Below are 23,788 nucleotides of genomic sequence, written 5' to 3' on the forward strand. Positions count from 1 at the left end.
ATAATCTTATTTATTATAACATAGCTAGATACCCTCATCTGCCATTTTTAACGTACGATAATGTTTGTTTGTTTTCTGCAATTTTTCAGGGCTGCCCTCCATTGCAATTTTACCATTCTCAATAAAAACAACTTGATCCATCATTTCTATTCCTTGTAAATGGTGAGTAATCCAAATCAAAGTTTTTCCTTGCAGCTGCTTCATAAAGGTCTCAATAACCTTTTCTTCTGTTACCGGATCTAATCCTACAGTTGGTTCATCTAAAAGGATAATTGGGGCATCCTTGAGTAAAATTCGTGCAAGAGATAAGCGATGACGCTCTCCTCCAGAAAATCGGAGTCCTGCTTCATCAACCATAGTATGGAGTCCCTCTGGCAGTCGTCTAATCATAGTAGCTAAGCCGACACGTTCAAGAACCTGCCATACTTGCTCTTCAGTTGCTTCCTCATTACCTAAACGAATATTATTTAGGATTGTGGTATGAAATAAATATGGGGATTGGTGAACAATTCCAATATAATTTGAGATCTTATCCCCAAATTCATCCGTTGGCACATCATTAAGGGTTACTGTTCCCGAAGTAGGTTTACGGTCTCCACGAATCAAACTAGCTAACGTGCTCTTTCCGGCCCCGCTGCGACCAAGAATTGCAAGCTTCTCGCCAGGCTTAATATCAAGGCTAATCCCTTGTAAGACTATCCTTTCCGTTTTGGGATAACGATAATAAACATCCTTAATTTTAAGATGGTAAGGAGCAGTAATATCAATATTAGTCTTAGAAGGAACTGGCGGTTGTGGCAACTCATTCAAACGCTTTAGTGAATCCGTATATACATTGGTCTCTTGAGCAGCTGCTGGCAAACTAGACAACACTTCATCAAGGGGAAATACACAAAGAACAAAGGCCGCAATCCAATTAGCACTGCCTCCCCAATGACCGCCATAACGAGTCGCCCCCCATACAATAAGGCTAATAACCACTAATAGGATCATTATCTGCAGAATATAATCACGCCAATGTTCAAAACGTTTCATTGCCTTTTGGGATGCTAGTACGTTTTTCTCGCTTTTGTCATAGTGCTGCAGATAATCTACACTTCGCCCCGCAAATACCCAGTCTGTAATTCCCATGATATTATCTGTCAGGTCAGCATACAGGGTATTTGTATACTGCTTTTCTAGCTGTTGTCGCGCACCATTAACGAGCACTGACCATACCGGAACAGCAATAATAATTAAACCAAATAAGACTAACATTAAAAGCCCCATTAGCGGAGATACTATTCCCATCCCAATGACAATAATGGCATACAGCCCAAATGCAACCAGCATCGGAAAAATTGTTCGTAAATACAAATTTTGAATATGTGCGACGTCTTCGGAAAGCAAGCCAAGAATATCTCCGATTCGATATTTACTATTAAAGAAAACGGCATCCTGCTCAAGTGAATCATAGAGTTTTTTACGAAATGCAGAAGTCATTTTAAGAACCCAATTATGACTAACCAACCGTTCAAAATAATTAGTTACTGGTCTAAAAATCCCAAAGGCCCGCGTAAGAACGATTGGAACATATACTAACAGGATATTAAAGGGCATCGTTGCAGATTTACTAATTAAGTAACCAGCAGTAAACATTAATCCACTAGCACAAATAAACGTAATGATCCCCAGTGTAATTGCTAATACCAGAGTCCACTTGTAACGCTTCAAAAATGGTTTCACCCAGCGATCGTGTTTCATTGCTTTAAGTAAAGGAATCTTATTCATGGGCTATCCCCTTTCCGCGTGTTTGATCAATTAATTCTGTAAAATAATCATGTTCATCAAGCAACTGCTGATATGTTCCTTGTTCAATCAATTTGCCATTTTTCAATACTAAAATGTAGTCCATCTGCTTCATCCAGTGTAAACGGTGGGTGGCAAAAAAGACTAATCTCTTTTCCATTAAAGGAAGCATCCTCTTTTTCAATTCTAGCTCTGTCTCAATATCGAGATGAGCGGTAGGTTCATCAAAAATCATTACCCGGCGTTTTGGATCCAGGAATGCTCGTGCTAAAGCAATTCGCTGTGCCTGTCCACCACTTAATGCTCGATGCCCACTTCCAATCATCGTATCCAATCCCTGAGGTAACTCAGCAACTAAGCCATCTAGGCCAACAACATGAATTGCTTCTTTTATTTTGTCTTCGCTGACATTTGGAGTATAAAAAGCAATGTTATTTTTTAACGTATCAGCAAAGATATAGGGCGTCTGGGGAATGTAGAGAATCTGTTTCTGCCAGTCGTGAATATCTAAAGTTGTTACTTTTTGTCCTTGAATGGTAATCTGACCACTTGTGGGAGCCAAAAATCCACTTAAAAGGTTAATTAAAGTTGTCTTACCAGCTCCGCTCATCCCAATAATGCCGATTTTTTGGTTCCCTTTAACCGTTAAATCAAGGTTTGTTAATTCACTGCCATTTTGAGGATACATAAACCCAACATTCTTAAAATTTAACTCATCTGTTCCTGTCCACTGGTGTAATTCAACAGCAGGTCTCTTAGGTAATGGCATCTTAAGAATTCGTAGGACAGCATGAAATGAGTTCTTACCGTTTAAGGTTGCATGATAATCACTTGCGAAGTTTCTGATTGGTAAAAAATACTCCGGAGCTAAGATTAGGATCGCTAATGCTGGGAATAACAATAAGTGACCATTGATTAAGCGCAAGCCAAGGAAAACCGCTAGGATTGCAATAGCTAATGTAGTGAAGAAATCAAGAGCAAAGGTTGATAACATTGCTACTTTAATCACGCTCATTGTTGACTTACGAAAACGTTCACTGGACCGATAAATACTTTGTGAATACTTCTTACTAAGACCAAAATACTTCAATGTATCAATTCCCCGTAAAGAATCAATAAAGTGATTGGACAAAATTTGAAATGCAGCAAACTGTCGATCAGCCTTTGCCTTAGCCGCATAGCCTAAAATAATCATAAATAAAACAATCAAAGGATAGGCCAACAACATAACAATACCAGAAATCCAGTCAAGCCAAAAACAAATAATCAAAATAATGACTGGAATAATCATCATGCTGATTACCTTACTATAGATGAGCCGAATATAATTTTCGACCTCCTTAATTCCATCAAGGGCAAGAGTAACCATATTACCGGTTCCCTCACGTTGAACAATTACTGGTCCAAGAGCAAAGACCCTTTTTAATAATTGCTGACGAAAATTTTGAGCAGCATCGGCCGAATACTTATCAAGCCAACTATTGCTAATTTCAGTTAGTCCATAACGCAAAAGGTAACAAACAATAAACCCACTTAATCCATAAACTTGGCTTGAGAGAGAATGCCCCTGCCATAAACCTGTTAGTAAAGCAGCCAAGCTTAATCCCTGACCAAGGATAAGAAAAGCTTGCAGGACATAAAGCCCCACAAGCTTAATCATGATATGTCTGCTCCCCTCGATTTTGAAGAGTAGTCGATCAATCATAAATCTTTATTTAACCTCCGAAATAGCTGGCATTGCAATCCGCTTACGGAAAATCCAGTAAGCCCAGATCGTGTATGCCAAAACAAATGGTAAAAGGCAACAAGTGGCAATTGTCATAACTGTCAACGTATATTCTGTTGAGGAAGCATTTTGAATAAGAATACTGTACTTCGGACTAATGCTACTAATTAGTACCCGTGGGAAGAGACCAATAAAGATCAGTACAACCAATGATACTAAGGTTAACCCACTTGAAATAAATGCAACCAGTTCATGACCAGCAAAGGTTTCCGCTTGAGCCAAAACTGAGAAGCCAACAATCAATACCAGCATGATGATTGTGCCAACTGGATGAACAGCCATAAAGTCAGTCATAAAGATTAATAATAATGCAAAGACAACTTCACCAGCATAAAGAATCCAGTACAAAAATTCAGCGTAGTTCCGGGCTCGTTCTTGAACCGGACCAGTCGTCTTCAAAGCAACATAATTAATTCCATGTAAGTAGGTTAATAGCAATAAGGCAATTCCGCCAACAACTGAAAGCCAGTTGAAATAATCAAAGAATCCAGCATGGAAATTACCATTAGCATCAATTGGCATTCCATGAATCATACTAACAAACATAATACCGAGGAAAAATGGAACGATGGCACTACCAATTGCTAATGCCCAATCCCAAATCCGCTTTTGTGGCATTGGACTATTTTTGCGAAATTCAAAAGAAACACCACGAATAATTAAACCAGCTAGAATAATCATTAAGATTAAATAATATCCGCTGAAAAGACTAGCGTACCAATATGGAAATGAGGCAAACATTGCACCACCAGCCGTGATTAACCATACTTCATTTGCATCCCAAACCGGTCCAATTGTCCGCACAAGTTGATCACGCTCTGATTCATTATGAGCAAGTGTTTCGACCGCCATTCCTACCCCATAATCAAATCCATCTAGGAAGAAGAAGCCGGCAAAAAGCACTCCAATCAATACAAACCATAATAATTGAAGAAAACTCATCTAGAACGCCTCCTTGTCAAATGGGTCCAGAACCTTCTTGAATTTAGGTTCAATTGCTTCAGATGGATCTTTACGTAACTCAAGAACGATTAACCAAATTAATGTAATTGCAAGAGTTGTAAATAATACAAAGTAAACAATATTTGATGTTAGTAGTGATCCAACTGAAACGTTCGGCGACACACTCTCTGCAATTGTAAACAAGCCATAAACTGTCCATGGAATACGACCAAATTCGGTTACAAACCAACCAGCAGTATTACCAATAAATGGTAAGAAAGTGGTAATTGCAATACACCAAAGTGCCCAGCGGCGTTGTGCAAGTGGTTTCTTGCTTTTTTCTCTAGTCATAATTAATCCAACTAATGAAACTAAGAAAATCCAAGCACCGACAGCACACATAATCCGGAAACTATAGAATAATGTATTTACTGGTGGATAGTAATCAAGATTCTTACCGTACTTTTTCTTATATTGGGCATTAAGTTCATTCATCCCGGTAACTGCACCAGTAGTTTTATGATATGACAAAATACTTAGAGCATATGGAATATCAATATTTCCTTTTACTTCATGGTCTTTCATATCAGCAATACCGACAATTGTCCATGGTGCATGCTTACCAGTAGTTGTGAAAACATCTTCAGTAGCTGCAAATTTCATTGGTTGTTCTTTGATTAAGTATTGCATCTGGGCATCCCCTAAGGCAATTCCACCAATAGAGAAAATCAATGAAATTAAAAGTCCTAAACGCATTGACTTCTTGTAGAACTTCTTATTAGCTTCTGATAGTTTTTGCTTTTTAAGAAGTTGAAATGCTGTTAAACCAGCAATAATAATTCCACCCATCATGATAGCATTAAGGATAACATGCCCAAATTCATACCATAATTGAGGATTTTTAAGCAGTGCGCCAAAGTTAACCATTACTGCACGGCCACCCTTGATTTCATAACCAACTGGGTGTTGCATAAATGAGTTGGCGGTTAAAATCCATAAAGCAGATGTTAAAGAGCCAAAACTCGTCATCCAAATAAAGAAAAGGTGCAGCCCTGGCTTAACCTTTTTCCAGGTGAATACCCATAAGCCAATAAATGTTGATTCAATAAAGAATGATAGCAAAGCTTCGAGAGCTAATGGGGCACCAAAGATATCACCCATAAACCGTGAGTAATCCGACCAGTTCATTCCGAATTGGAACTCCTGAATCAAACCTGTAACAACACCAACCGCAAAACTAAGTAAGAAAATATTTCCCCAAAATTTTGCCATTTTTTTGTATGTTTCGTCTTTAGTCGAGACATACATACTTTCCATAATGGCGACGATAAAAGCTGTTCCAATCGAAAATGGAACAAAGAAGAAGTGGTAAACCGTCGTCATGGCAAATTGGAAACGTGCCAGACTAAGAATAGTCATTATAAATACCTCCCTCCGAAGTACATCAATAAAAAGAATAGTTGAAACCGTTTCCTGTTTCTCCACAATTAATCATAATACTTGTGATAAATAATTACAATAAATAAATGGCAAATATGTGAAATAATTTCTAAATAAAACGCTTAACTATCAACTTTTTATGCCTTATCGAACGATAAAAATTTTCGAGTGATGTATGATTGATTTTTCATATTAACTAAAAAAGGAATCAGCAATTGCCAATTCCTTTTTAATCTAATTTTAAACTATATTTATAAACATTACGTCAAATAGTATCTCCACAGTAGGCTCATCGATTTAATAAAATGATATATTTTTTCATTTATCATTAAAAATATTAATTATCCTACTATAAATTGATACTATGCTTGTTGTAATGAGTGAAGTCGTTCCCTAGCAGCTGCTAATTTTTGTTGCCATTCCGTTGCCTTTTGCCGTTCGGCTTCAACAACCTTTTCTGGTGCATTATTAACAAACTTTTCATTGCCGAGTTTCTTTTGTGAACGTTCTACTTCTTTTTCAAGTTTAGCAATCTCTTTTTCCATTCGCTCTCGTTCTTCATCAAGATCAACTAATTCAGCCATCGGAATATAAACCTCTGCGCCAGTTAAAATACCGCTCATTGCGAGCTTAGGAGCGTCGACATTCTTGCCAATAGTTAAGTTTTCTGGATGGCAGAAACGTTCAATGTAGTCACGATTATCATTCAACATCTGAGCCAGGTGATCGTTATCAACCTTTACCAAAATGTCGACTGGTTTAGACATTGGTGCATTAGCTTCATTTCGAATGTTACGAACAGCCTTAATTAATTCAATCAGGCTATTCATTTGTTCAGTCGCTGCTGGATCATCAAGTTCTTCATTAGCTACTGGATATTTAGCAACCATGATTGACTTCCCATCATGAGGCATTGATTGCCACAATTTTTCGGTAACAAACGGCATGATTGGGTGCATCATCTTTAAAGTCTGATCAAGAACATAACCAAGGATATTCTTGGTATCTGTCTTTTCTTCGTCAGTACCGTTATTAATCTTCTCCTTAGTCATTTCAATGTACCAGTCACAGAAGTCATTCCAAATGAAGTTGTAAAGGGCCCGTCCAGCTTCACCAAATTCAAACTTATCAAACTGTTCGTTAACTTGTTTTACCGTTGCATTTAACCGACTCAAAATCCACTGGTCAGCTAAATCCCACTTGCTCTTATCAGGAAGGACTGGGGCAGGCATCTCACCAAGGTTCATGATAACGTAACGACTAGCATTCCAAATCTTATTAATGAAGTTCCAAGCCGCATCCATCTTAGTGTAGCTAAATCGAATATCTTGACCTGGAGTTGACCCAGTAATTAAGAACCACCGTAGGGCATCTACCCCGTACTTCTTGATAACATCCATTGGGTCAATACCATTGCTCAAGGATTTACTCATCTTTCGTCCTTGTTCGTCACGAATCAAACCATGAAGAAGGACATTCTTAAATGGTGCCCGACCCGTAAATTCAAGCGATTGGAAAATCATCCGGGAAACCCAGAAGAAGATGATGTCATAACCAGTAACTAAAGTATTAGTTGGGAAGTAGCGCTTAAAGTCTGCTGAATCGGTATTAGGCCAGCCCATCGTTGAGAATGGCCAAAGCGCACTGGAGAACCATGTATCAAGAACATCCTTATCTTGTTCCCAATTTTCGGCATCTTTAGGAGCTTCCATACCAACATAAACTTCGCCAGTTTGTTTGTTATACCAAGCTGGAATCCGGTGACCCCACCATAATTGACGAGAAATAACCCAATCATGAATATTTTCCATCCATTGCGTAAAGGTGTGTTCAAATCGTTCTGGAACGAAATTAACCCGGTCATCAGTATCTTGGTTTTTAAGAGCTGCTTCGGCTAATGGCTTCATCTTAACAAACCATTGTGTTGAAAGACGGGCTTCAACTTGTACTCCTGTCCGTTCTGAGTGACCAACAGAGTGAACAATTGGGTCAATCTTTAACATGTAACCTTGATCTTGAAGATCCTTAACGATTGCTTCACGAGCTTCAAAACGGTCCATACCTTCGTATTTACCAGCATTTTCGTTCATGGAAGCATCTTCATTCATTGTATTAAGTTCAGGAAGATTGTGACGCTTACCTACCTTGAAGTCGTTTGGATCATGAGCTGGGGTAATCTTAACCATCCCAGTACCAAACTCAGGTGTTACATAGTCATCAGCAATAATCTCAATTTCCCGGTTGACAAGTGGTACCATGACCTTCTTACCAACTAAGTCCTTGTAACGTTCATCATTAGGGTTAACGGCAACCGCTTCATCCCCAAACATTGTTTCTGGACGAGTAGTGGCAATTTCGATGTAATCCTTACCATTAAAAGTAGTGCCATCAGTAAATGGATACTTAACATGATAAAATGCACCCTTATCGTCCTTATGAATAACTTCAATATCTGATAAGGCCGTCCGTGCTTGTGGGTCCCAGTTGATGATGTAAGTTCCACGATAAATTAAGCCCTTATTGTAGAGATCAACAAAGACTTTCCGAACAGCCTTATTTAATCCTTCATCTAGGGTAAAACGTTCGCGGTCATAATCCACAGAAATACCCATCTTAGCCCACTGCTGGTGAATAATATCAGCATATTCATCTTTCCAGTCCCAAACTTGTTGAACAAACTTGTCACGGCCAAGGTCATAACGAGAAATTCCTTGTTTACGAAGACGGGCTTCAACTTTCGCCTGGGTGGCAATACCAGCATGGTCCATTCCAGGAACCCATAATACATCATAGCCTTGCATCCGCTTTTGTCGAATAATCATATCTTGTAAAGTTGTATCCCAAGCGTGACCTAAGTGCAACTTACCAGTAACATTCGGTGGTGGGATAACAATTGAATATGGGTGAGCTTTTTTGTCACCACTTGGTTTAAAGAATCCTTGATCAATCCACCATTGATAACGGCCTTCTTCAACCGCCGCTGGATCGTACTTGGTTGACATATCTTTTTCTGTCATGGCAGAAACTCCTTTCAGAAAGCAATCTTCATTTTTATTTTGTGCATTAACTAAAAAACGCCCTATCACAATCGATAGGACGAATCATCGCGGTACCACCTAATTTGAGTATAAAATACTCCACTTTATCATTTCATAACGGTAAATGAACCGGATATACCTACTATTAATTTCAGTATATCAGCTCCCGAACTACCTTCATAAAGTTTAACTAATCCTCTCTCACTATCAGGATCTCGCTTTTTAGGTGCCACTTTACTACTCTTTCGGTCAATGCTTATTAAAATGTATCATAGCTAAATTATCAAACCTCGTCAAGGCCTAATTAAAGTAATTCAGCAAAAACATCTTCATTTTGGTTTAAATAATCTTCGCCAGGATGAATTTCCGTAATTTCAATCCCATCAAGAGCTCGTTGCATTAATCCTTCAATATCAAGTCGTTTTTCGTATTCACGAGCCCGCTCAACATTTGGCCGCGTCTTAGGCGATGGCGGGGTAAAGACAGTACAACAGTCTTCATATGGAAGAATTGAAAGATCATAGGTATCAATATCTTGGGCAATTTTTATAATTTCAGTCTTATCAAATGACAATACTGGTCGCAATACCGGATAAGAAGTTACATCATTAATCGCTAGCATACTTTCCATTGTCTGAGAAGCAACTTGACCTAATGATTCACCGTTAAAGATAGCCAGGCCATGACGTTTGATCATTAAGGCAGCTGCCAACCGAAGCATCATCCGCCGTTGAATCGTCATTAGGTAACCTTCAGGAACTTTTTCCTTGACTGTTTCCTGAATTTCAGCAAATGGCACCTGAATAAACTTAATACTTCCACTATATTTTGCAAGACGTTCAGTTAGTTGCTTGGCCTTTGCTAAAGCTTGGGGACTAGTATATGGCGGACTAAAGAAGTGAACCATTTCCATTGAAACACCACGCTTCATCCCTAGGTAAGCAGCTACTGGTGAATCAATTCCACCAGACATCATCATCATTCCCTTACCAGCTGTACCAACTGGCAAGCCACCAGCACCCTTAATCGTTTCACTTGAAAGGAAAATTCCATTAAGGCGGATCTCAACTCGCAAAGTTAGGTCCGGATGGTGAACATCAACTTTTAATTTATCAGGAAACTTATCTAAGAGGTATCCTCCTAGCTTGTTGTTCATTTCAAATGTATCAATTGCAAATTGGTGATCCGACCGACGAGTTTCCACTTTAAAGGTAATTGGTTTATCTACTTGTTCAGCGATCATTTGAGCGGCTGCCTCTGCAGTTGCTTCAAAAGTCTTATCAACTTTAATTGATGGCGAAAAGTTTTGAATCCCAAACACTAACTTCAAGCGATTCATCACTTGATCATAGTCAGCTCCATTTAATTCAACATGTAACCGATCACGTTGTGCATGCACCTTTACTTGGTCAAAACTATGAAGGGCCTTTCGTACGTTTACCCCTAAACGATCAATAAAGGACTTTTTATTATGTCCCTTTGTCGAAAGCTCACCATAGCGAACCATGATTTCTGTATATTGCACGTTATATCCTCCTTTCAGATTTTATTCAATAATTTTCTTAAAACCAGCGTATAGTTCATCAAATGTTTTATTGAACTGATCAGCTTCTTCAAGGGTATTTTGATCCCCAAGACTAATCCGAACTGCACTTGTCGCAATATTTTCTGGAACCTTCATGGCAGCTAATGTTCCGGCTTCGGAATGCTTTTTAGACGAGCAAGCACTAGTAGTTGAGATATAGATATCCTTGTCTTCAAAGGCATGAACAATCGTTTCGCCCCGAACTCCTACAATTGCAAAGCACAGTACATGGGAAGCGAAACCTTGATCGCGGCCAGAAATCAATTTTACATGATCAAATTTACTTAAATGGTCGTAAATCCGTTCTTTGATTGCTTGTTCACGTTTGGCTGATTCTGCTTCATTTTCCTTTACCAGCCGAATTGCTTTTGCCATCGCAACATTACCCGGTGTATTTTCTGTTCCATTTCGTAGTGTCCGCTCTTGACCGCCACCAGCAATCAAGGGCTCTAACTTACGACCACTCTTGACGTAAACAAAACCGGTTCCTCGCGGGGCATGAAATTTATGACCAGAAAAAGTAGCAAAATCAACGCGATCACTAAATACTTGGTCATCTAATCCCTTACCAATTGCCTGAACAGCATCCACCATAAAATGAATATTTGGATAATCTTTAAGGATTTCTCCCACTTCTTTAATTGGCTGAATCGTTCCAATTTCATTATTAACCGCCATGATAGACACTAAAATAGTATCTGGACGAATAGCAGCTTTTACATCAGCAGGATTTATCCGTCCTTCTTTATCGACAGGGAGATAAGTAACCTCAAATCCAAAATCTTTTAGTTGCTCCAATGCATTTTTTACTGCCGCATGTTCAACACTGGTCGTAATAATGTGTTTGCCAAAACGGTGCTTAGCCATTGCGGTTCCTTTGATTACCCAGTTATCTCCTTCAGAACCACCACTAGTAAAAATAATCTCACTAGGTTTAACCCCGAATAGCTTTGCAATCTGCTGGCGTGCCTGTTCTTGAAGGTTCCAAGCATTTTCACCAAAGTTATGTAAACTGCTTGGATTCCCCCAGATCTTTTGACTCACGGTTTCGTATGTCGACAAAACATCCGGTAGTATCTTTGTCGTCGCACTATTATCAAAATAGATCATACTAATTTCCTTCCTAAAAGTAATACACAGGGTTGTTACAAATGGGTAACCTACTCTGATTATGATTTCAACAGTATAGGATAGGCTACTGCTGAAGATTTCGACTCTTCTTAAAACGGTTTTATATTATAACAGAAAATTAGCTATTAGGCATTAATTATCACTATCATTTAATAAGAAAAGAGGAAATCAGGATTCTTTGCCCAATTTCCTCTCAGATCTTTTAATTTTTACCAATTTCACGATAATAGGTATCTTCAATTCGTTTGTAGCTACCAGGTTCTACTTCCTCTAAAACGGTCGCAATTGCCTCTAAACTTGCAGTGTAGTTAAACTGCTTAAAAAGTTCTTGGGATTTTTTAGCTGCCGCTGCAATCTTTTCGTTATCACTAAACCGGTTCGCATATTGTTGGAATCGTTCAGTTAATTCCGCACTATCACGAAGAATATCAGTCTTGTCATTTAATGTGTCTAGGTCTGACTCAACGATAATTAGTTGCTTCGTAATTTCATCCATATTGATCTTATACTCATTCAATTCATCAGCTAACTTTTTAATCTCATCACTTACACCAAAGAAGTAATCTAAGTAATCTTTAGGTAAGCCAGGAAGATTCAATTGTTCCACTTGACGATGAATTGTGCGAATCTGGGTAGAATATTTTTGAAGCATTTGCCGGGCCCGTTGTTCATCAGTCTGCAATTTAGCAACCTCATCATTAAGCTTTTCTTGGCTCTTTTCAATTTCCGTCAAGTTTTTTTGATTAGACTTTTGCCGATCAAGCACTTGGCTATAAACGGCTGTTTTATTGGCGATTGCTTCTGCGTCATCACGATACTGTTTAATAATCGCTTTAATTTGTTCACCAAGTTCACGAACGGTTTCCTGTTCATGATTGGTAAGCGTGTAATTCAAACTTAACCGGTCAAGTTCTACCCCCAATTCATCATTTTGCCGTTGAGCATGTTGAGTAAAATTCTTCATTACATCAATTAAATGAATTGCTTCATTTTTAGCATCAATTTCTTTTTGCATTACCCCATATAGGTAATCAATCTGGTCACTAAGGTCCTTATTAGATTGTTCTACAATATCTAATTGTAAATTGTTAAGTTGGTCAACTGTCTGATCCAGCTTAGATTTAAGCTGTTTAATTTGCTTATCGATATTTTTCTCCGTAAAGTGAAAATTCTGTTTTACGAGTGTTTCATAACCACTTTTTAGTTCGGATAATTGTTCCGGAAACTCTGTTGCAATTGGTTTATAGAGCTTAGGAATCTTATTAAAATCTTGTTCAAATTTATTATTTTCAGATTGTAAATTGCTTAAAATCTCTTGGGCCGCCTCAATATCGCCCTTATTAGTCAAATCAGTAAATTGAGCAAATTGGTCCTCCAATTCATTTAACCGACTATTTAATTGTTTTTCACTATCGCCATATTCGAAACTCTTTTCATTTAATTGTCGGTGGAATTGACGATATTTATTTTTAATCTGTTCGACAGCTTGCTTATGCGTATGCTGTTGTTGACGAAGATGTTGTAATTCTTTTTGGATTTGTTGAAGCATTGTCGTTAACTTCGCCAAATCTGCTTGTAAATCACGAATCTGAGTATTAATTGTCAGTAACTTGCTAGTCCGTGAATCGGCTAATAACTGTGGCGCCCGTTTATTGAAGGCTGTGATAGCTGGTCGCACTTGTTTTTCATACTTATTTTTAACTGTTTCGAATTGTTTTTTAGCATCCCCAACTAGCTGTAATTCTTCAACATTCTTTATCTGTTGGTCTACATTTTGATCTGCTAACCTTTTCTCACTTTCCATCAGGTCGTTGATTTGTTTGACAACTCGTCGTTGATAAAAATATACGCAAGCTAATATTGCTACAACAATAATTAAAATACCAATCAATACTTGAAAAACCACTTTTTCCACCTACTATTTTTTATTGTTTATTGCTCTTGCACAATAATTATCCGTATAATCCTATTCAAAATTATAGCATACCACAATGCGCCTGCTTTAAAAGATATAAAAAAACATCTACTTTAATAAACTTTTATATTATTCACCACCCTGATTAAAGTTCGAAAAAAGCACAAAGTTGCTAAAGAAAAGATTGACTTATTATCGTGAAACGTTGTACACTAGTTTTTGTGTAAAATAATGCAGCAGTGAGGAGCAAGCTCGTCAACAGACTGGTGCCAGACGGTGTTTTTAGTAACCCGGCTGCTAGGGTGAAAAATTCAAATCAGCCTGCACGAATGCTAAGCTCACAATCGGATTATTTTACTCCAACTAAAATTATTGGAGGAATTTATTTATGTCTCGTTACACTGGTCCAAGTTGGCGTGTTTCACGTCGTCTTGGCGTTTCACTTTCAGGTACTGGTAAAGAATTAGCACGTCGGGCTTACGCTCCTGGTGACCACGGTCGTGATCGTCGCGGTAAGCTTTCAGAATATGGTACACAATTACGTGAAAAGCAAAAGCTACGTTTTATGTACGGTATGACTGAACGTCAATTCTCAAATCTTTTCGTTCGTGCCGGCAAGATCAAGGAAGGTACTCACGGTGCTAACTTCATGGCATTGCTTGAACGCCGTCTTGATAATATGGTTTACCGTCTTGGTTTGGCTACTACTCGTCGTCAAGCTCGTCAATTGGTTAACCACGGTCACATCACTGTTGATGGTAAGCGTGTCGATATTCCATCATACGAAGTTAAGGTTGGTCAAATCATCGCTGTTCGTGATAAATCTAAGAACTTAGACATCATCAAGAACGCTGTGGAAGCTGTTGTTTCTCGTCCTTCATACGTTGACTTTGATGCCGACAAGCTTGAAGGTAAGCTTAACCGCATTCCAGCCCGTGAAGATATGAACGCTGATATTGATGAAGCTCTTATCGTTGAATTCTACAACAAGTAATCTGATAATTACTTGTTTAATTCGACTAAAAAGGCATTCCTAATAAAAATTGGGAATGCCTTTTTTATATACCATTCTAAATTAAAAGATAAGAGTAGAAAACATTCTTCTCGATAGAACAATGGGCTAAACTAAAACGATAATTGATGCGGCACGGACTAATTATTATTTATACCTAGTCTCGAGTCTTAAGGTTGTTTTCCACGTTATCTTACAATTGTTTATGAAGATAGAGAAGGCTAAGTTAATTTGCAGCCTCCTTTCTTTTATTAGCCACATAAGCCACAATAATTTTTAGTTTTTAATAACTTTTGTCCGTGGATTATGAGGCTTTTCTACTTTCGAGATTACGCCCTTAGCTACTAATTCTTCAATTTGTTCAGGATCATAACCAAGCGAAGATAGAATCTCCTTATTATTTTCACCAAGATCTGGGGCGCGCTTATAGGTTGGCTTATAGTTTGACATCGTAAACGGCATCCCCACGGTCTTAAATTCGCCACGATTTCCTCCCTGATTAATCTTAACCAGAGTACCATCTTCATTTAAATCTGGATCATTTTCGAGTTCATGCCAATCTAAAACTGGACCAACTGGTATCCCAGCCTCTCCAAGTTTTTTAGTTAACTCATATTTATCGTAATTCTTGGTATACGATTCAATCAAGGGGTAAATTTCTTGCTTATGAAGCTGGCGATGTTCCCAATCCTTAAATCGTTCATCAGTAGCCCATTCAGGATGCCCCATCGTATTAGCAATTGTCTCCCAACTTTTGTTTTTATTTTGAATAACAATATAAACATAGGCATTAGGATCTGTCTCCCAGCCTTTCGCCTTATAAGTCCAGCCAATTACTTGCCCGCCTTCACTATTTTCTGCCCGCGGAATTGCCTTTCCCCATTTATAATTAGGATATACTGCATAAAATGGTAATGCTCCAAGATTGTCTAACATCAATTGATCCCGCAATTTAATCCGACAAAGGTTAATAACTGCATCCTGCATTGACTGATAAACATAGCTTCCCTTACCAGTATGCTCTCGCTGTAGCAAAGCAGCTAGAATTGCAATCGTTAAATGCATTCCAGAGTTAGAATCTCCTAATGCAGCCGCTGACTGTGTTGGGATATTGGCAGCTCCTTCATTCCACCCAGTTGCCGAAGCTGCACCACCAGCAGATTGCGCAACAGGTTCAAAGGCCTTTACATTGGCAAAACGTGATCCCTTATTAAATCCTTTTAAGGAAGCCATGATTAAACGCGGATTTAATTCGTGTACTTTTTCCCAGCCAAAACCTGCCCTAGTCGCTGCACCAGGCCTGATATTCTCCACAAAAACATCAGCCTTCTTCAGTAAGTCATACATTATTTTTTGACCCTCTGGAGTTTTAATATCAAGCGTTAATGATTTTTTATTTGCGTTTAATTGTAAATAATAAAGGCTCCATGAATCTTTAATATCAAGCAGTTCATTACGAGTTGGGTCTCCAGTATTAGTACGTTCAATTTTAATAACTTCCGCTCCTAGCCATGCTAAAAGCTGCGTACAGGAAGGTCCCGATTGAACCTGTGTCCAGTCCACAACTTTAATTCCCTTTAATGGTGCATTTTCACTTTGTTCAGTCATTATGATGGCTCCTCTCATTTTCTTCAAGTGGTCGTAAATTAAGCTTTGGATTTAAATTCCCAATATGGCCAGATTCTTTTCCCATCGATGGCGCAATTTGAACATTAATAATATTTGGACGTCCCGAGTCAACAGCCCTTGCAAAAGTATTTTTCATCTCATCGTAATTACTTACAAAATAATTATCACCACCAAAGGCCTTAGCCATTAAATCATACCTTGCAGTTGGATCAAGAGTAGTTGGCCCAAGTTGATTGGGAACAACCTGGCCGATTCCGTTATAAATTCCGCCATTGTTGATAATAACGACCGTAATCGGCAACTTATATCGACAGATCGTTTCAATCTCCATCCCATCAAAACCAAATGCACTATCGCCATCAAGCGCAACAACATGTTTTCCTGTTTCAACGGCCGCCGCAATTGCATAACCAAGGCCAACACCCATCACGCCCCAAGTTCCCGTGTCCAGCCGATGACGGGGAAGTTGCATTCCAATCATATCCCGCCCAATGTCAAGCGTATTAGCCCCCTCACTGACTAGATAAGTATCAGGATGTTGTTGGAAGTATTCCGCAATAGGCGCAATCGCTCCATAATAGCCAAATTTTTGTGCCACTTTACCATTAGCAATCCGTTGCGCAAATTTTTTGTCATTTTTCTCAGTATCTTGCGCAATTTGCTCTAACCATGTTTCTGGCGCTTGATATCCAGTTGCCAATAGCGCTGGAACCAATTTATCTAAAATCGACTTAAGATCTCCTTGGAGCGGGGCACTAATTGGCTGTGAGGAATCAAACTGCGTGGCATCGATGTCGAGCTGAACAAATTTTGCGTGCGGGTTAAATTGAGGTGCATTCCCATATGAAAGCATCCAGTTTAAACGTGCACCAATTACAATTACTACGTCAGCATTTCGCAGTGAAAGTGAACGAGCCGCAGCAGCAGAATGAGGACTATCATCTGGAATCAACCCTTTTGCCATCGACATTGGTAAAAAAGGAATATTAGTTTTCGCTACTAATTGTTGCACTTGTTTTTCAGTACGATCATAGGCAGCTCCTTTTCCCAAAATAATAAGTGGCTTTTTCGCGTTCTTGATTAAATCAACTGCCCGTGATATCGCCTCATCATTAGGTATTTGTTTAGGAGCAGGATCAACCAGCTTATAGACACCTAAATTAGCTTGATCAGAAGCATCATCCTCCTGAACGATTGTATCAGCCGGGATATCAAGATAAACACCACCAGGTCGACCTGAAACCGCTGTCCGAATGGCTCTTGCAACAGCTAATCCCATATCTTCTGCTCGATCAACCCGATAGGCCTTTTTGCAGAAAGGTTTTGCTGCATTATATTGGTCGAGCCCTTCATAATCGCCCTGTGATAAGTCAATAATATGGCGTTCAGATGAACCTGAAATCATAATCAATGGAAAACAATTCTTAGTAGCTTGAGCCAAGGCTGTTAATCCATTTAAAAAACCGGGTGCTGAAACAGTTAATGCAACGCCAGGTTTTTGCGTTAAGTAACCAGTTGCTGCAGCAGCATTAACCGCCGAATCTTCACGGCGAAAACCATAATATTTCATTCCGCGTAATTCAGCAAGCCGCGCTAAATCAGTTACCGGTATTCCAACTATTCCATACATCCGGTTAATGTTATTCTTTTGCAAGGCTTCGATTAATAAATTGGCACCTGTCTTAGTTAAAGAATTGCCTACCATAATTTAACTCCCCTTTTATCATTAAAAATTCAATAGAATCAGTGCGCTGATGGTAGTTTTGTATACAATTATTTTATAAGACAATTCAAAAAGGTTAGCAAATAATATGATTATTTTACCAGTTCAAAAACTAATTTTGCATCTGTTGACAAGTCTTTCCGAAAACGATAGCCACCGATATTAAAGTGCTTGACGTCTTCAATTGTTTGAATTTGATTTTCTGCTAAGTATCGCACCATATTCCCACGCGCCATTTTAGCTAATGTTGCTTTTTGTTTTATCTTCCCATCTACTTCTTCTCCAAAAATACATTTGATAAATCGATCTTGAGTTTGTAGATAAGGAGTAATTGCCTTTTCGTATTCGACCGAGGCTAAGCTAATTACTAAATCATTCTTCTTATAAAGTTCACGATAAAGTTGTTCCCCCCAAAAGTCATAAAGATTTTTATAGCCATTTACTGGCGCCATGTCACCCATCCCTAAGCGATAAGGTATTATCCCATCAAATGGCCGTAAAATGCCGTAAAATCCTGATAATATCCGTAAATTATCTTGAACGTATTTCAGCCCATTATCCGAAAAAACACTTGGCGCCATATATTGATATTGTAGCCCAGTAAAGGCAATAATTGCTGGCGTCAAATTTCGTTGAAGATCCATTTGATGGAGCCATTGATAATTTTTCATTGCTAAACGCGAGCTACAATTCCCCCATACTTTATGTAACTCATCATAAGATAAACTCCTCATCCATCCTAAGATATCTTTTGTTTGCTGAAGAAATTTTGGCGAATCTTTGTAAAGTAAGGAGTCGGTATCAACTTGCATTGTTCGTGCTGGAGAAATAATTATTTTCACATATCTCATCCTTTCAAAATTTTTTTTGTAATCTTTTCCAGCTAATTGGTCTAATTAGATTTATGTTTCCTATGGCCATTTAATGTTTACGCTTTCAGTAAATCGTTTCAATAATTTTGGTATAGGACAAATCCCGTCATTTCAGCTTGTGAAGCGCTTGACAAGCTTTTTTGATGGTTGTAAATTAATTCATCGAAGAGAGAAAGTGAATAACTTCACCAAATGATTGGTCAAGTTTGAAGGGAGAATATAATGGAACAAGAAAAAGTTCCAGTACAAGGTCAAGTTGCCGAACGAACAATTTCATTAACTACCAGTTGGGCATACTTTGCACTGTCAATTGTTATTAACTCATTGGGGAATGTTCTAACGCTTGTTACAAGTTCACATGTCCATCCACAATTTCTTGGCTCCGCTTATTGGACGGCTGCCGAAAACAACCTAGGGATTGCCGTTTTAGGGAATAATTCGATGACCCTTTTCTGGGCTTTCATGGTTTTAGGAATGTTAACTTCTGTCCTCAACGCAATTTTGATGCATAAGTGGGACTGGCAACGAATTGGTGGTAATTTTATTTTCATGTTGCCATTTTCTATTTTTATTCAGTGGTTTTCTGACATTTTTAATCGTATTATGCCGGATGCCACTACTTTACCGATGATTATCCTCTACGTTTTCATTAACTTCTTAGGGGTTGCTTTCATCGGAACCGCTATTTCAATTTATCAGCGCGTCAACCTCGTATTACACCCTGCTGATGACCTGTTCCAAATTATTCGTTTCCGTTATTGCCATGGTAACGCAACAATTGCGATGTGGTTATCATACATTCCTCCAACAATTATGGCAATTATCGCCGCATTCATGCAAGGCGGGATTTATAACTTTGGTTTAGGAACACTATTTGCCCTTGTCTTTCAGGGGGCAATCACTGGTTGGGCAGATCGTTATATCTTCCCTAAATTAAAGCACCAGGCACTTGATATTGGTAATTAAGACTATATTTATACAGGAGTGATTTATTATGGCATTTAACAAGAGTTTAGCAGGTTACTTTGATGATGTACAACATATTGGGATTCCAACCGATGACATGGCAAAGACGATTGCCTTTTGGGAAAAGCTTGGTTTTAAGAAGCTTGGTGAATTTGATACTGATAACCAAGGAAATGAAGTTATCTTTATGCAATACGGTCACCTCACTTTAGAAATCTGGACTGGTGACGGTGCAGTTCACGAAACGGGTGCTATTAACCATATTTCCCTTAATACTAGCGATGCTGATGCTGCTTTCAAGGCTGCTAAGGCTGAAGGCTTCAAACTAAAGGACGATGAAGTTCAACACCTTGACTTCTGGGATAAGGGAATTAAGTTCTTCAACATTGAAGGTCCTAACAGTGAAACAATCGAATTCTGCGAAATCGTAAAATAAAACACCAAAGGCGAGGCTGGAAAACTTTTCCAGCCTCGCCTTTTTACAAACTCTTAATTAGAACTATGATTTTTATCATATTGATGTGGACGGTATCCGTTATAAAATTGAAAAATAGCAAGAACAATGTTTGCCCAATTAATCAATCGAAACCAGGGAGAAATTCCACCACCACCATTGCTGGCAGCGTAAAACGTCCAAAAGCCAATTATTACTGCCACTAAATTTATCCAGGCAAACGTTCTTGACATCATCCGATTATTAAGGCGCGCAATTGTCCAAACTAGGTTGACAATAAACCAAAATGCTAAAACCCAAAATACTGCACTAAACATAATAACCACTTCCCTTATAATGTTAGTTTACTTTTATTTCTTCATAATCATGATATAACAAGAATTATAGCATTATCAAGAAATATAGTTTTTTGTATTTCGTGTTACAATTGCATGATAAGGAGGCGTTCAATATGTCTGAACAAGAAAAAAGTGCTGCTCAACAGCGAATTGACAATGCTGTTTACGGTACACCAAAAATCAAGCCCGATGAACAGCGAAAATACCTCGGAACATTCCGTGAACGCGTCTGTCTAACAATAAGTGTTCAAGAACTACACGAACAAGATTGGACAAAGGCATTAACTGCCGAGTTAGATCGTGGAATTGGTAACCTTGTCTTTATCAACGGTAATCTTCCTCATGATGAAATTCATCCATACATTCAAACTGCCGCTAAAGATAATGCTCAGTTTACCTTAAAAACTGATCCGGAATATAAAACTGACCCAGATTCATTAGCAATTGTCGTGGCCGCAAAAACAGCTGTCTACCAATCACCAGTCGATGTCAAAAAACGATATCCTAATCTGGTAAATGCAAATAATAGTACGGCTGAAAAAACAATAGATCAACATCAAGGTTTTTTTCATCATCTCTTCCATAGAAAGGATCGTGGCTAATATATGCAACAACCACTTGCTTATCGAATGCGGCCACGAACATTAGATGAAGTGGTCGGTCAACAACACCTTGTCGGCCCTGGTAAAATCATCTCGCGTATGGTTAAGGCAAAAATGCTTTCTTCAATGATTCTATACGGTCCTCCTGGAACTGGTAAGACAAGTATTGCCAGTGCGATTGCTGGTTCAACTAAATATGCTTTTCGAAAACTAAATGCGGCAACTGATACAAAAAAAGATTTACAAATTGTTGCAGAAGAAGCTAAAATGAGCGGGACTGTGATTTTGCTACTAGACGAAATTCATCGGTTAGATAAAGTAAAGCAAGATTTTCTTCTCCCACACCTCGAAAATGGACGAATCATCCTTATCGGAGCGACAACAGAAAATCCATACATTAGTATTAATCCCGCAATTCGTAGTCGAACTCAAATTTTTCCGGTTCACCCACTCTCAACTGATGAGATGAAGATCGCTATCCAACATGCATTAGTTGATAAGGAACGTGGTTTGGGTAATTTACCATTAGTCCTAGAAGAAAACGCTGAAGACCAACTAGTAGCAGCAACTAATGGTGACCTGCGAAGTGCTTTAAATGGCTTAGAACTTGCCGCAAAATCAACTGATCCAAGCGAAGACGGAAAAATTCATCTTACGCTACCGATTATTGAAGAAAGCGTCCAGAAAAAGGCATTATCTGCTGATAAAGATGGTGATGCTCATTATGATGTCATCTCTGCCCTTCAAAAATCCATTCGTGGATCAGATACTGATGCGGCCCTCCACTATCTTGCACGTTTAATCGAAGCTGGTGACCTTCCTATTATTGCACGGCGCTTAATGGTCACGGCCTATGAAGATATTGGCCTTGCTAATATGCCTGCTGTTCAACGAGCTGTTACGGCGGTTCAAACTGCAGAACGGGTTGGTTTTCCCGAAGCACGCATTCCTTTAGCGGATGCTGTCATAGAATTGTGCTTATCGCCAAAATCCAATTCGGGAATTAATGCCATTGATGAAGCACTTGCTCAAGTTCGTCAAGGAGGCTTTGGAGATGTTCCAGCCCATCTTAAAGATGCCCACTATAAAGGAGCTGCTAAGTTGGGGCATGGGATAGATTATGACTACCCACATGACCACCCACAAGATTGGGTAGCTCAACAATATTTGCCAGACCGAATCAAAGATGCTCAATACTATCAACCCAAAAATAATGGGCGGTTTGAAGCTAGTTTAGGACAACAATATTGGCAATTACGCAAGGCCCAGCAACACAACTTACGGGGAAAACATCATCCGAGTAAATAATTGCGCCAACCACTTAAAAATGCTATTATGAAAGTGAAAATTCTGTAGTGTACGCGTTGTCTAAACGCAGGTTTGCCTTACATTCTTATTACTTTGGGACTAGTGCATTGCCTTTTGGACAACATGCCTTTACACTTGGTAGTTGAATATTAGGCAGCCATGTCCCACCTGTCTTAAACACAGGTCAACACTGAATGACAATTAACGGCACCAACGGAGTTTTCGTACATATTTAGTGAGGGTGAGAAAGGACTTTTGCTTTTTCTCACCCTTATTTTAATTTCATTATAGATAGGATAGATTTTTATGTTGTTACCAATTCTAATGACCCTTTTTGGATTGATTGCTCTTTTTGAAGGGCTCTTTCTTCTAACTCACATTCATAAACCATTTCTTGTTTTTGATCCTACTAAAAGTAAATATTTAGCTCCTCAATTAAAAAATTGGGGAATTGTGATGACCATCGTTGGAATCCTAAGTATCATTTCTGGATGGACAAATAATACTGGATTCCTTGTTGTGATGGTAATTATTGGATGTATAAGTGAAACGTTAATGGCCTTTGCAATTACAGCTGATTTTCGGGTAAATCATCGCAAGTAATGTTTCGCAGGCGCTTTACGCTCAATAGTGAAAAAGTGTATAATAAATAATATAAGATATAAGATTTCAGGAGGGCACTACAATTATGGCACAAGAATACAAACATATTTTAGTTCCAGTTGATGGTTCTAAAGAAGCTGAGTTAGCTTTTAAGAAAGCTGTTGCTGTAGCAAAACGTAATGGTGCGGATACTGAATTACGTTTACTTCACGTTGTTGACACACGTGCATTCCAAAATATTTCTAGTTTCGATACTTCAATGGTAGAACAAGTTACAGAAACCGCTAAGAAGACTTTAGATAAGTACATTGATTATGCTAAAGAGCACGGTGTTAAAAATGCTAGTTACTCCATTGAATATGGTGCTCCAAAGACAATTATTGCTCGGGAGATGCCAAAAGAAATGGGTGCTGACCTAATCATGATTGGTGCTACTGGACTAAATGCTGTTGAACGAATTTTAATCGGTTCCGTTACCGAATACGTTACCCGCACAGCAATTTGTGATGTTTTAGTAGTACGGACCGATTTAGATAACAAACCAATCGAAAATCCAAAGAAGCGTCGGTTCTAAACATCAAGATAAAATCAATCAAATGCTTCATAAATGTTAGCAGGTTGCTAATTATATGGAGCATTTTTTGTATATTCAAAAC

Annotated in this window: 19 protein-coding genes and 1 other annotated feature; of the genes, 7 read left to right on the plus strand and 12 right to left on the minus strand. The window is 38.6% G+C overall.

The window, feature by feature from the left end:
- Nucleotides 1-24: 24 nt before the first annotated feature.
- From cydC to ezrA, 8 genes are all read right to left on the minus strand, one after another.
- Nucleotides 25-1,770 (minus strand): thiol reductant ABC exporter subunit CydC, encoded by a 1,746-nt coding sequence (gene cydC / locus H5R88_RS02535; RefSeq protein WP_182578056.1) that lies wholly within the window; start codon nt 1,768-1,770, stop codon nt 25-27.
- A complete protein-coding gene (cydD, locus tag H5R88_RS02540; RefSeq protein WP_182600180.1) occupies nt 1,763-3,493 on the minus strand; it encodes a thiol reductant ABC exporter subunit CydD in 1,731 nt (576 codons plus the stop codon). Before cydD ends, cydC begins: the two co-directional genes overlap by 8 nt.
- Before the next feature lie 6 nt (nt 3,494-3,499).
- Nucleotides 3,500-4,516, minus strand: coding sequence for a cytochrome d ubiquinol oxidase subunit II (gene cydB / locus H5R88_RS02545; RefSeq protein WP_182578054.1), 1,017 nt, complete (start codon nt 4,514-4,516; stop codon nt 3,500-3,502).
- Nucleotides 4,517-5,935, minus strand: coding sequence for a cytochrome ubiquinol oxidase subunit I (locus H5R88_RS02550; RefSeq protein WP_182578053.1), 1,419 nt, complete (start codon nt 5,933-5,935; stop codon nt 4,517-4,519).
- Between the two features lie 383 nt (nt 5,936-6,318).
- Complete coding sequence (locus tag H5R88_RS02555; protein ID WP_182600181.1) at nt 6,319-8,973, minus strand: valine--tRNA ligase; 2,655 nt, start codon at nt 8,971-8,973, stop codon at nt 6,319-6,321.
- A 72-nt stretch (nt 8,974-9,045) separates the two neighbouring features.
- Nucleotides 9,046-9,256: a binding site (T-box leader), on the minus strand.
- Nucleotides 9,257-9,298: 42 nt separating this feature from the next.
- Entirely contained in the window at nt 9,299-10,519 is a 1,221-nt protein-coding gene (thiI, locus tag H5R88_RS02560) for a tRNA uracil 4-sulfurtransferase ThiI (protein ID WP_003666641.1), read from the minus strand.
- A gap of 21 nt (nt 10,520-10,540) precedes the next feature.
- On the minus strand, nt 10,541-11,689 hold the full coding sequence (locus H5R88_RS02565) for a cysteine desulfurase family protein (protein ID WP_182578051.1): 1,149 nt from the start codon (nt 11,687-11,689) through the stop codon (nt 10,541-10,543).
- Nucleotides 11,690-11,912: 223 nt separating this feature from the next.
- Nucleotides 11,913-13,616, minus strand: a complete 1,704-nt coding sequence (gene ezrA / locus H5R88_RS02570; protein WP_308182834.1) for a septation ring formation regulator EzrA — start codon at nt 13,614-13,616, stop codon at nt 11,913-11,915.
- Nucleotides 13,617-14,013: 397 nt separating this feature from the next.
- On the opposite strand from ezrA, the gene rpsD reads away from it, so the two are divergent.
- Nucleotides 14,014-14,619 carry a 30S ribosomal protein S4 gene (gene rpsD / locus H5R88_RS02575; protein ID WP_003666632.1) on the plus strand — a complete coding sequence of 202 codons (606 nt, stop codon included), beginning with the start codon at nt 14,014-14,016 and terminating at the stop codon, nt 14,617-14,619.
- 294 nt (nt 14,620-14,913) lie between these two features.
- Here rpsD and frc read toward each other — a convergent pair whose 3' ends face one another.
- From frc to yaaA, 3 genes are all read right to left on the minus strand, one after another.
- The gene (gene frc, locus H5R88_RS02580) at nt 14,914-16,245 is read right to left on the minus strand and encodes a formyl-CoA transferase (protein WP_182578049.1); all 1,332 of its coding nucleotides are present in this window, start codon (nt 16,243-16,245) and stop codon (nt 14,914-14,916) included.
- Entirely contained in the window at nt 16,238-17,971 is a 1,734-nt protein-coding gene (oxc, locus tag H5R88_RS02585; RefSeq protein ID WP_182578048.1) for an oxalyl-CoA decarboxylase, read from the minus strand. Before oxc ends, frc begins: the two co-directional genes overlap by 8 nt.
- A gap of 110 nt (nt 17,972-18,081) precedes the next feature.
- Nucleotides 18,082-18,831, minus strand: a complete 750-nt coding sequence (gene yaaA, locus H5R88_RS02590) for a peroxide stress protein YaaA (protein WP_182578047.1) — start codon at nt 18,829-18,831, stop codon at nt 18,082-18,084.
- A 252-nt stretch (nt 18,832-19,083) separates the two neighbouring features.
- Between yaaA and H5R88_RS02595 the strand changes: the two genes are divergently transcribed.
- Together H5R88_RS02595 and H5R88_RS02600 are read left to right on the plus strand one after the other, a co-directional pair.
- Entirely contained in the window at nt 19,084-19,827 is a 744-nt protein-coding gene (locus tag H5R88_RS02595; RefSeq protein WP_182578046.1) for a DUF6198 family protein, read from the plus strand.
- A gap of 28 nt (nt 19,828-19,855) precedes the next feature.
- Nucleotides 19,856-20,263 carry a VOC family protein gene (locus H5R88_RS02600; protein ID WP_182578045.1) on the plus strand — a complete coding sequence of 136 codons (408 nt, stop codon included), beginning with the start codon at nt 19,856-19,858 and terminating at the stop codon, nt 20,261-20,263.
- Between the two features lie 53 nt (nt 20,264-20,316).
- On the opposite strand, the gene H5R88_RS02605 is transcribed toward H5R88_RS02600, so the two are convergent.
- The gene (locus tag H5R88_RS02605; protein ID WP_182578044.1) at nt 20,317-20,598 is read right to left on the minus strand and encodes a hypothetical protein; all 282 of its coding nucleotides are present in this window, start codon (nt 20,596-20,598) and stop codon (nt 20,317-20,319) included.
- A gap of 134 nt (nt 20,599-20,732) precedes the next feature.
- Between H5R88_RS02605 and H5R88_RS02610 the strand changes: the two genes are divergently transcribed.
- The 4 genes from H5R88_RS02610 (at nt 20,733) to H5R88_RS02625 (ending at nt 23,706) form a co-directional block, all read left to right on the plus strand.
- Nucleotides 20,733-21,221, plus strand: coding sequence for a YueI family protein (locus tag H5R88_RS02610; RefSeq protein ID WP_182578043.1), 489 nt, complete (start codon nt 20,733-20,735; stop codon nt 21,219-21,221).
- 3 nt (nt 21,222-21,224) lie between these two features.
- Complete coding sequence (locus H5R88_RS02615) at nt 21,225-22,529, plus strand: replication-associated recombination protein A (RefSeq protein ID WP_182578042.1); 1,305 nt, start codon at nt 21,225-21,227, stop codon at nt 22,527-22,529.
- Nucleotides 22,530-22,835: 306 nt separating this feature from the next.
- Complete coding sequence (locus tag H5R88_RS02620) at nt 22,836-23,132, plus strand: hypothetical protein (protein WP_182578041.1); 297 nt, start codon at nt 22,836-22,838, stop codon at nt 23,130-23,132.
- 85 nt (nt 23,133-23,217) lie between these two features.
- Complete coding sequence (locus H5R88_RS02625; protein WP_182600182.1) at nt 23,218-23,706, plus strand: universal stress protein; 489 nt, start codon at nt 23,218-23,220, stop codon at nt 23,704-23,706.
- Nucleotides 23,707-23,788: the final 82 nt, after the last annotated feature.

The organism is Limosilactobacillus agrestis, assembly GCF_014145585.1.
GTDB lineage: Bacteria > Bacillota > Bacilli > Lactobacillales > Lactobacillaceae > Limosilactobacillus > Limosilactobacillus agrestis.

Bases quoted from the DNA above. Each gene is read 5' to 3' on its own strand.
- rpsD (WP_003666632.1), top strand. From the start codon at position 14,014: ATGTCTCGTTACACTGGTCCAAGTTGGCGTGTTTCACGTCGTCTTGGC.
- H5R88_RS02610 (WP_182578043.1), top strand. From the start codon at position 20,733: ATGTCTGAACAAGAAAAAAGTGCTGCTCAACAGCGAATTGACAATGCT.
- H5R88_RS02625 (WP_182600182.1), top strand. From the start codon at position 23,218: ATGGCACAAGAATACAAACATATTTTAGTTCCAGTTGATGGTTCTAAA.
- H5R88_RS02620 (WP_182578041.1), top strand. From the start codon at position 22,836: ATGTTGTTACCAATTCTAATGACCCTTTTTGGATTGATTGCTCTTTTT.
- H5R88_RS02600 (WP_182578045.1), top strand. From the start codon at position 19,856: ATGGCATTTAACAAGAGTTTAGCAGGTTACTTTGATGATGTACAACAT.
- frc (WP_182578049.1), bottom strand. From the start codon at position 16,245: ATGACTGAACAAAGTGAAAATGCACCATTAAAGGGAATTAAAGTTGTG.
- H5R88_RS02555 (WP_182600181.1), bottom strand. From the start codon at position 8,973: ATGACAGAAAAAGATATGTCAACCAAGTACGATCCAGCGGCGGTTGAA.
- oxc (WP_182578048.1), bottom strand. From the start codon at position 17,971: ATGGTAGGCAATTCTTTAACTAAGACAGGTGCCAATTTATTAATCGAA.
- cydC (WP_182578056.1), bottom strand. From the start codon at position 1,770: ATGAATAAGATTCCTTTACTTAAAGCAATGAAACACGATCGCTGGGTG.
- H5R88_RS02565 (WP_182578051.1), bottom strand. From the start codon at position 11,689: ATGATCTATTTTGATAATAGTGCGACGACAAAGATACTACCGGATGTT.
- H5R88_RS02615 (WP_182578042.1), top strand. From the start codon at position 21,225: ATGCAACAACCACTTGCTTATCGAATGCGGCCACGAACATTAGATGAA.
- cydB (WP_182578054.1), bottom strand. From the start codon at position 4,516: ATGAGTTTTCTTCAATTATTATGGTTTGTATTGATTGGAGTGCTTTTT.
- cydD (WP_182600180.1), bottom strand. From the start codon at position 3,493: ATGATTGATCGACTACTCTTCAAAATCGAGGGGAGCAGACATATCATG.
- H5R88_RS02605 (WP_182578044.1), bottom strand. From the start codon at position 20,598: ATGTTTAGTGCAGTATTTTGGGTTTTAGCATTTTGGTTTATTGTCAAC.
- H5R88_RS02595 (WP_182578046.1), top strand. From the start codon at position 19,084: ATGGAACAAGAAAAAGTTCCAGTACAAGGTCAAGTTGCCGAACGAACA.
- H5R88_RS02550 (WP_182578053.1), bottom strand. From the start codon at position 5,935: ATGACTATTCTTAGTCTGGCACGTTTCCAATTTGCCATGACGACGGTT.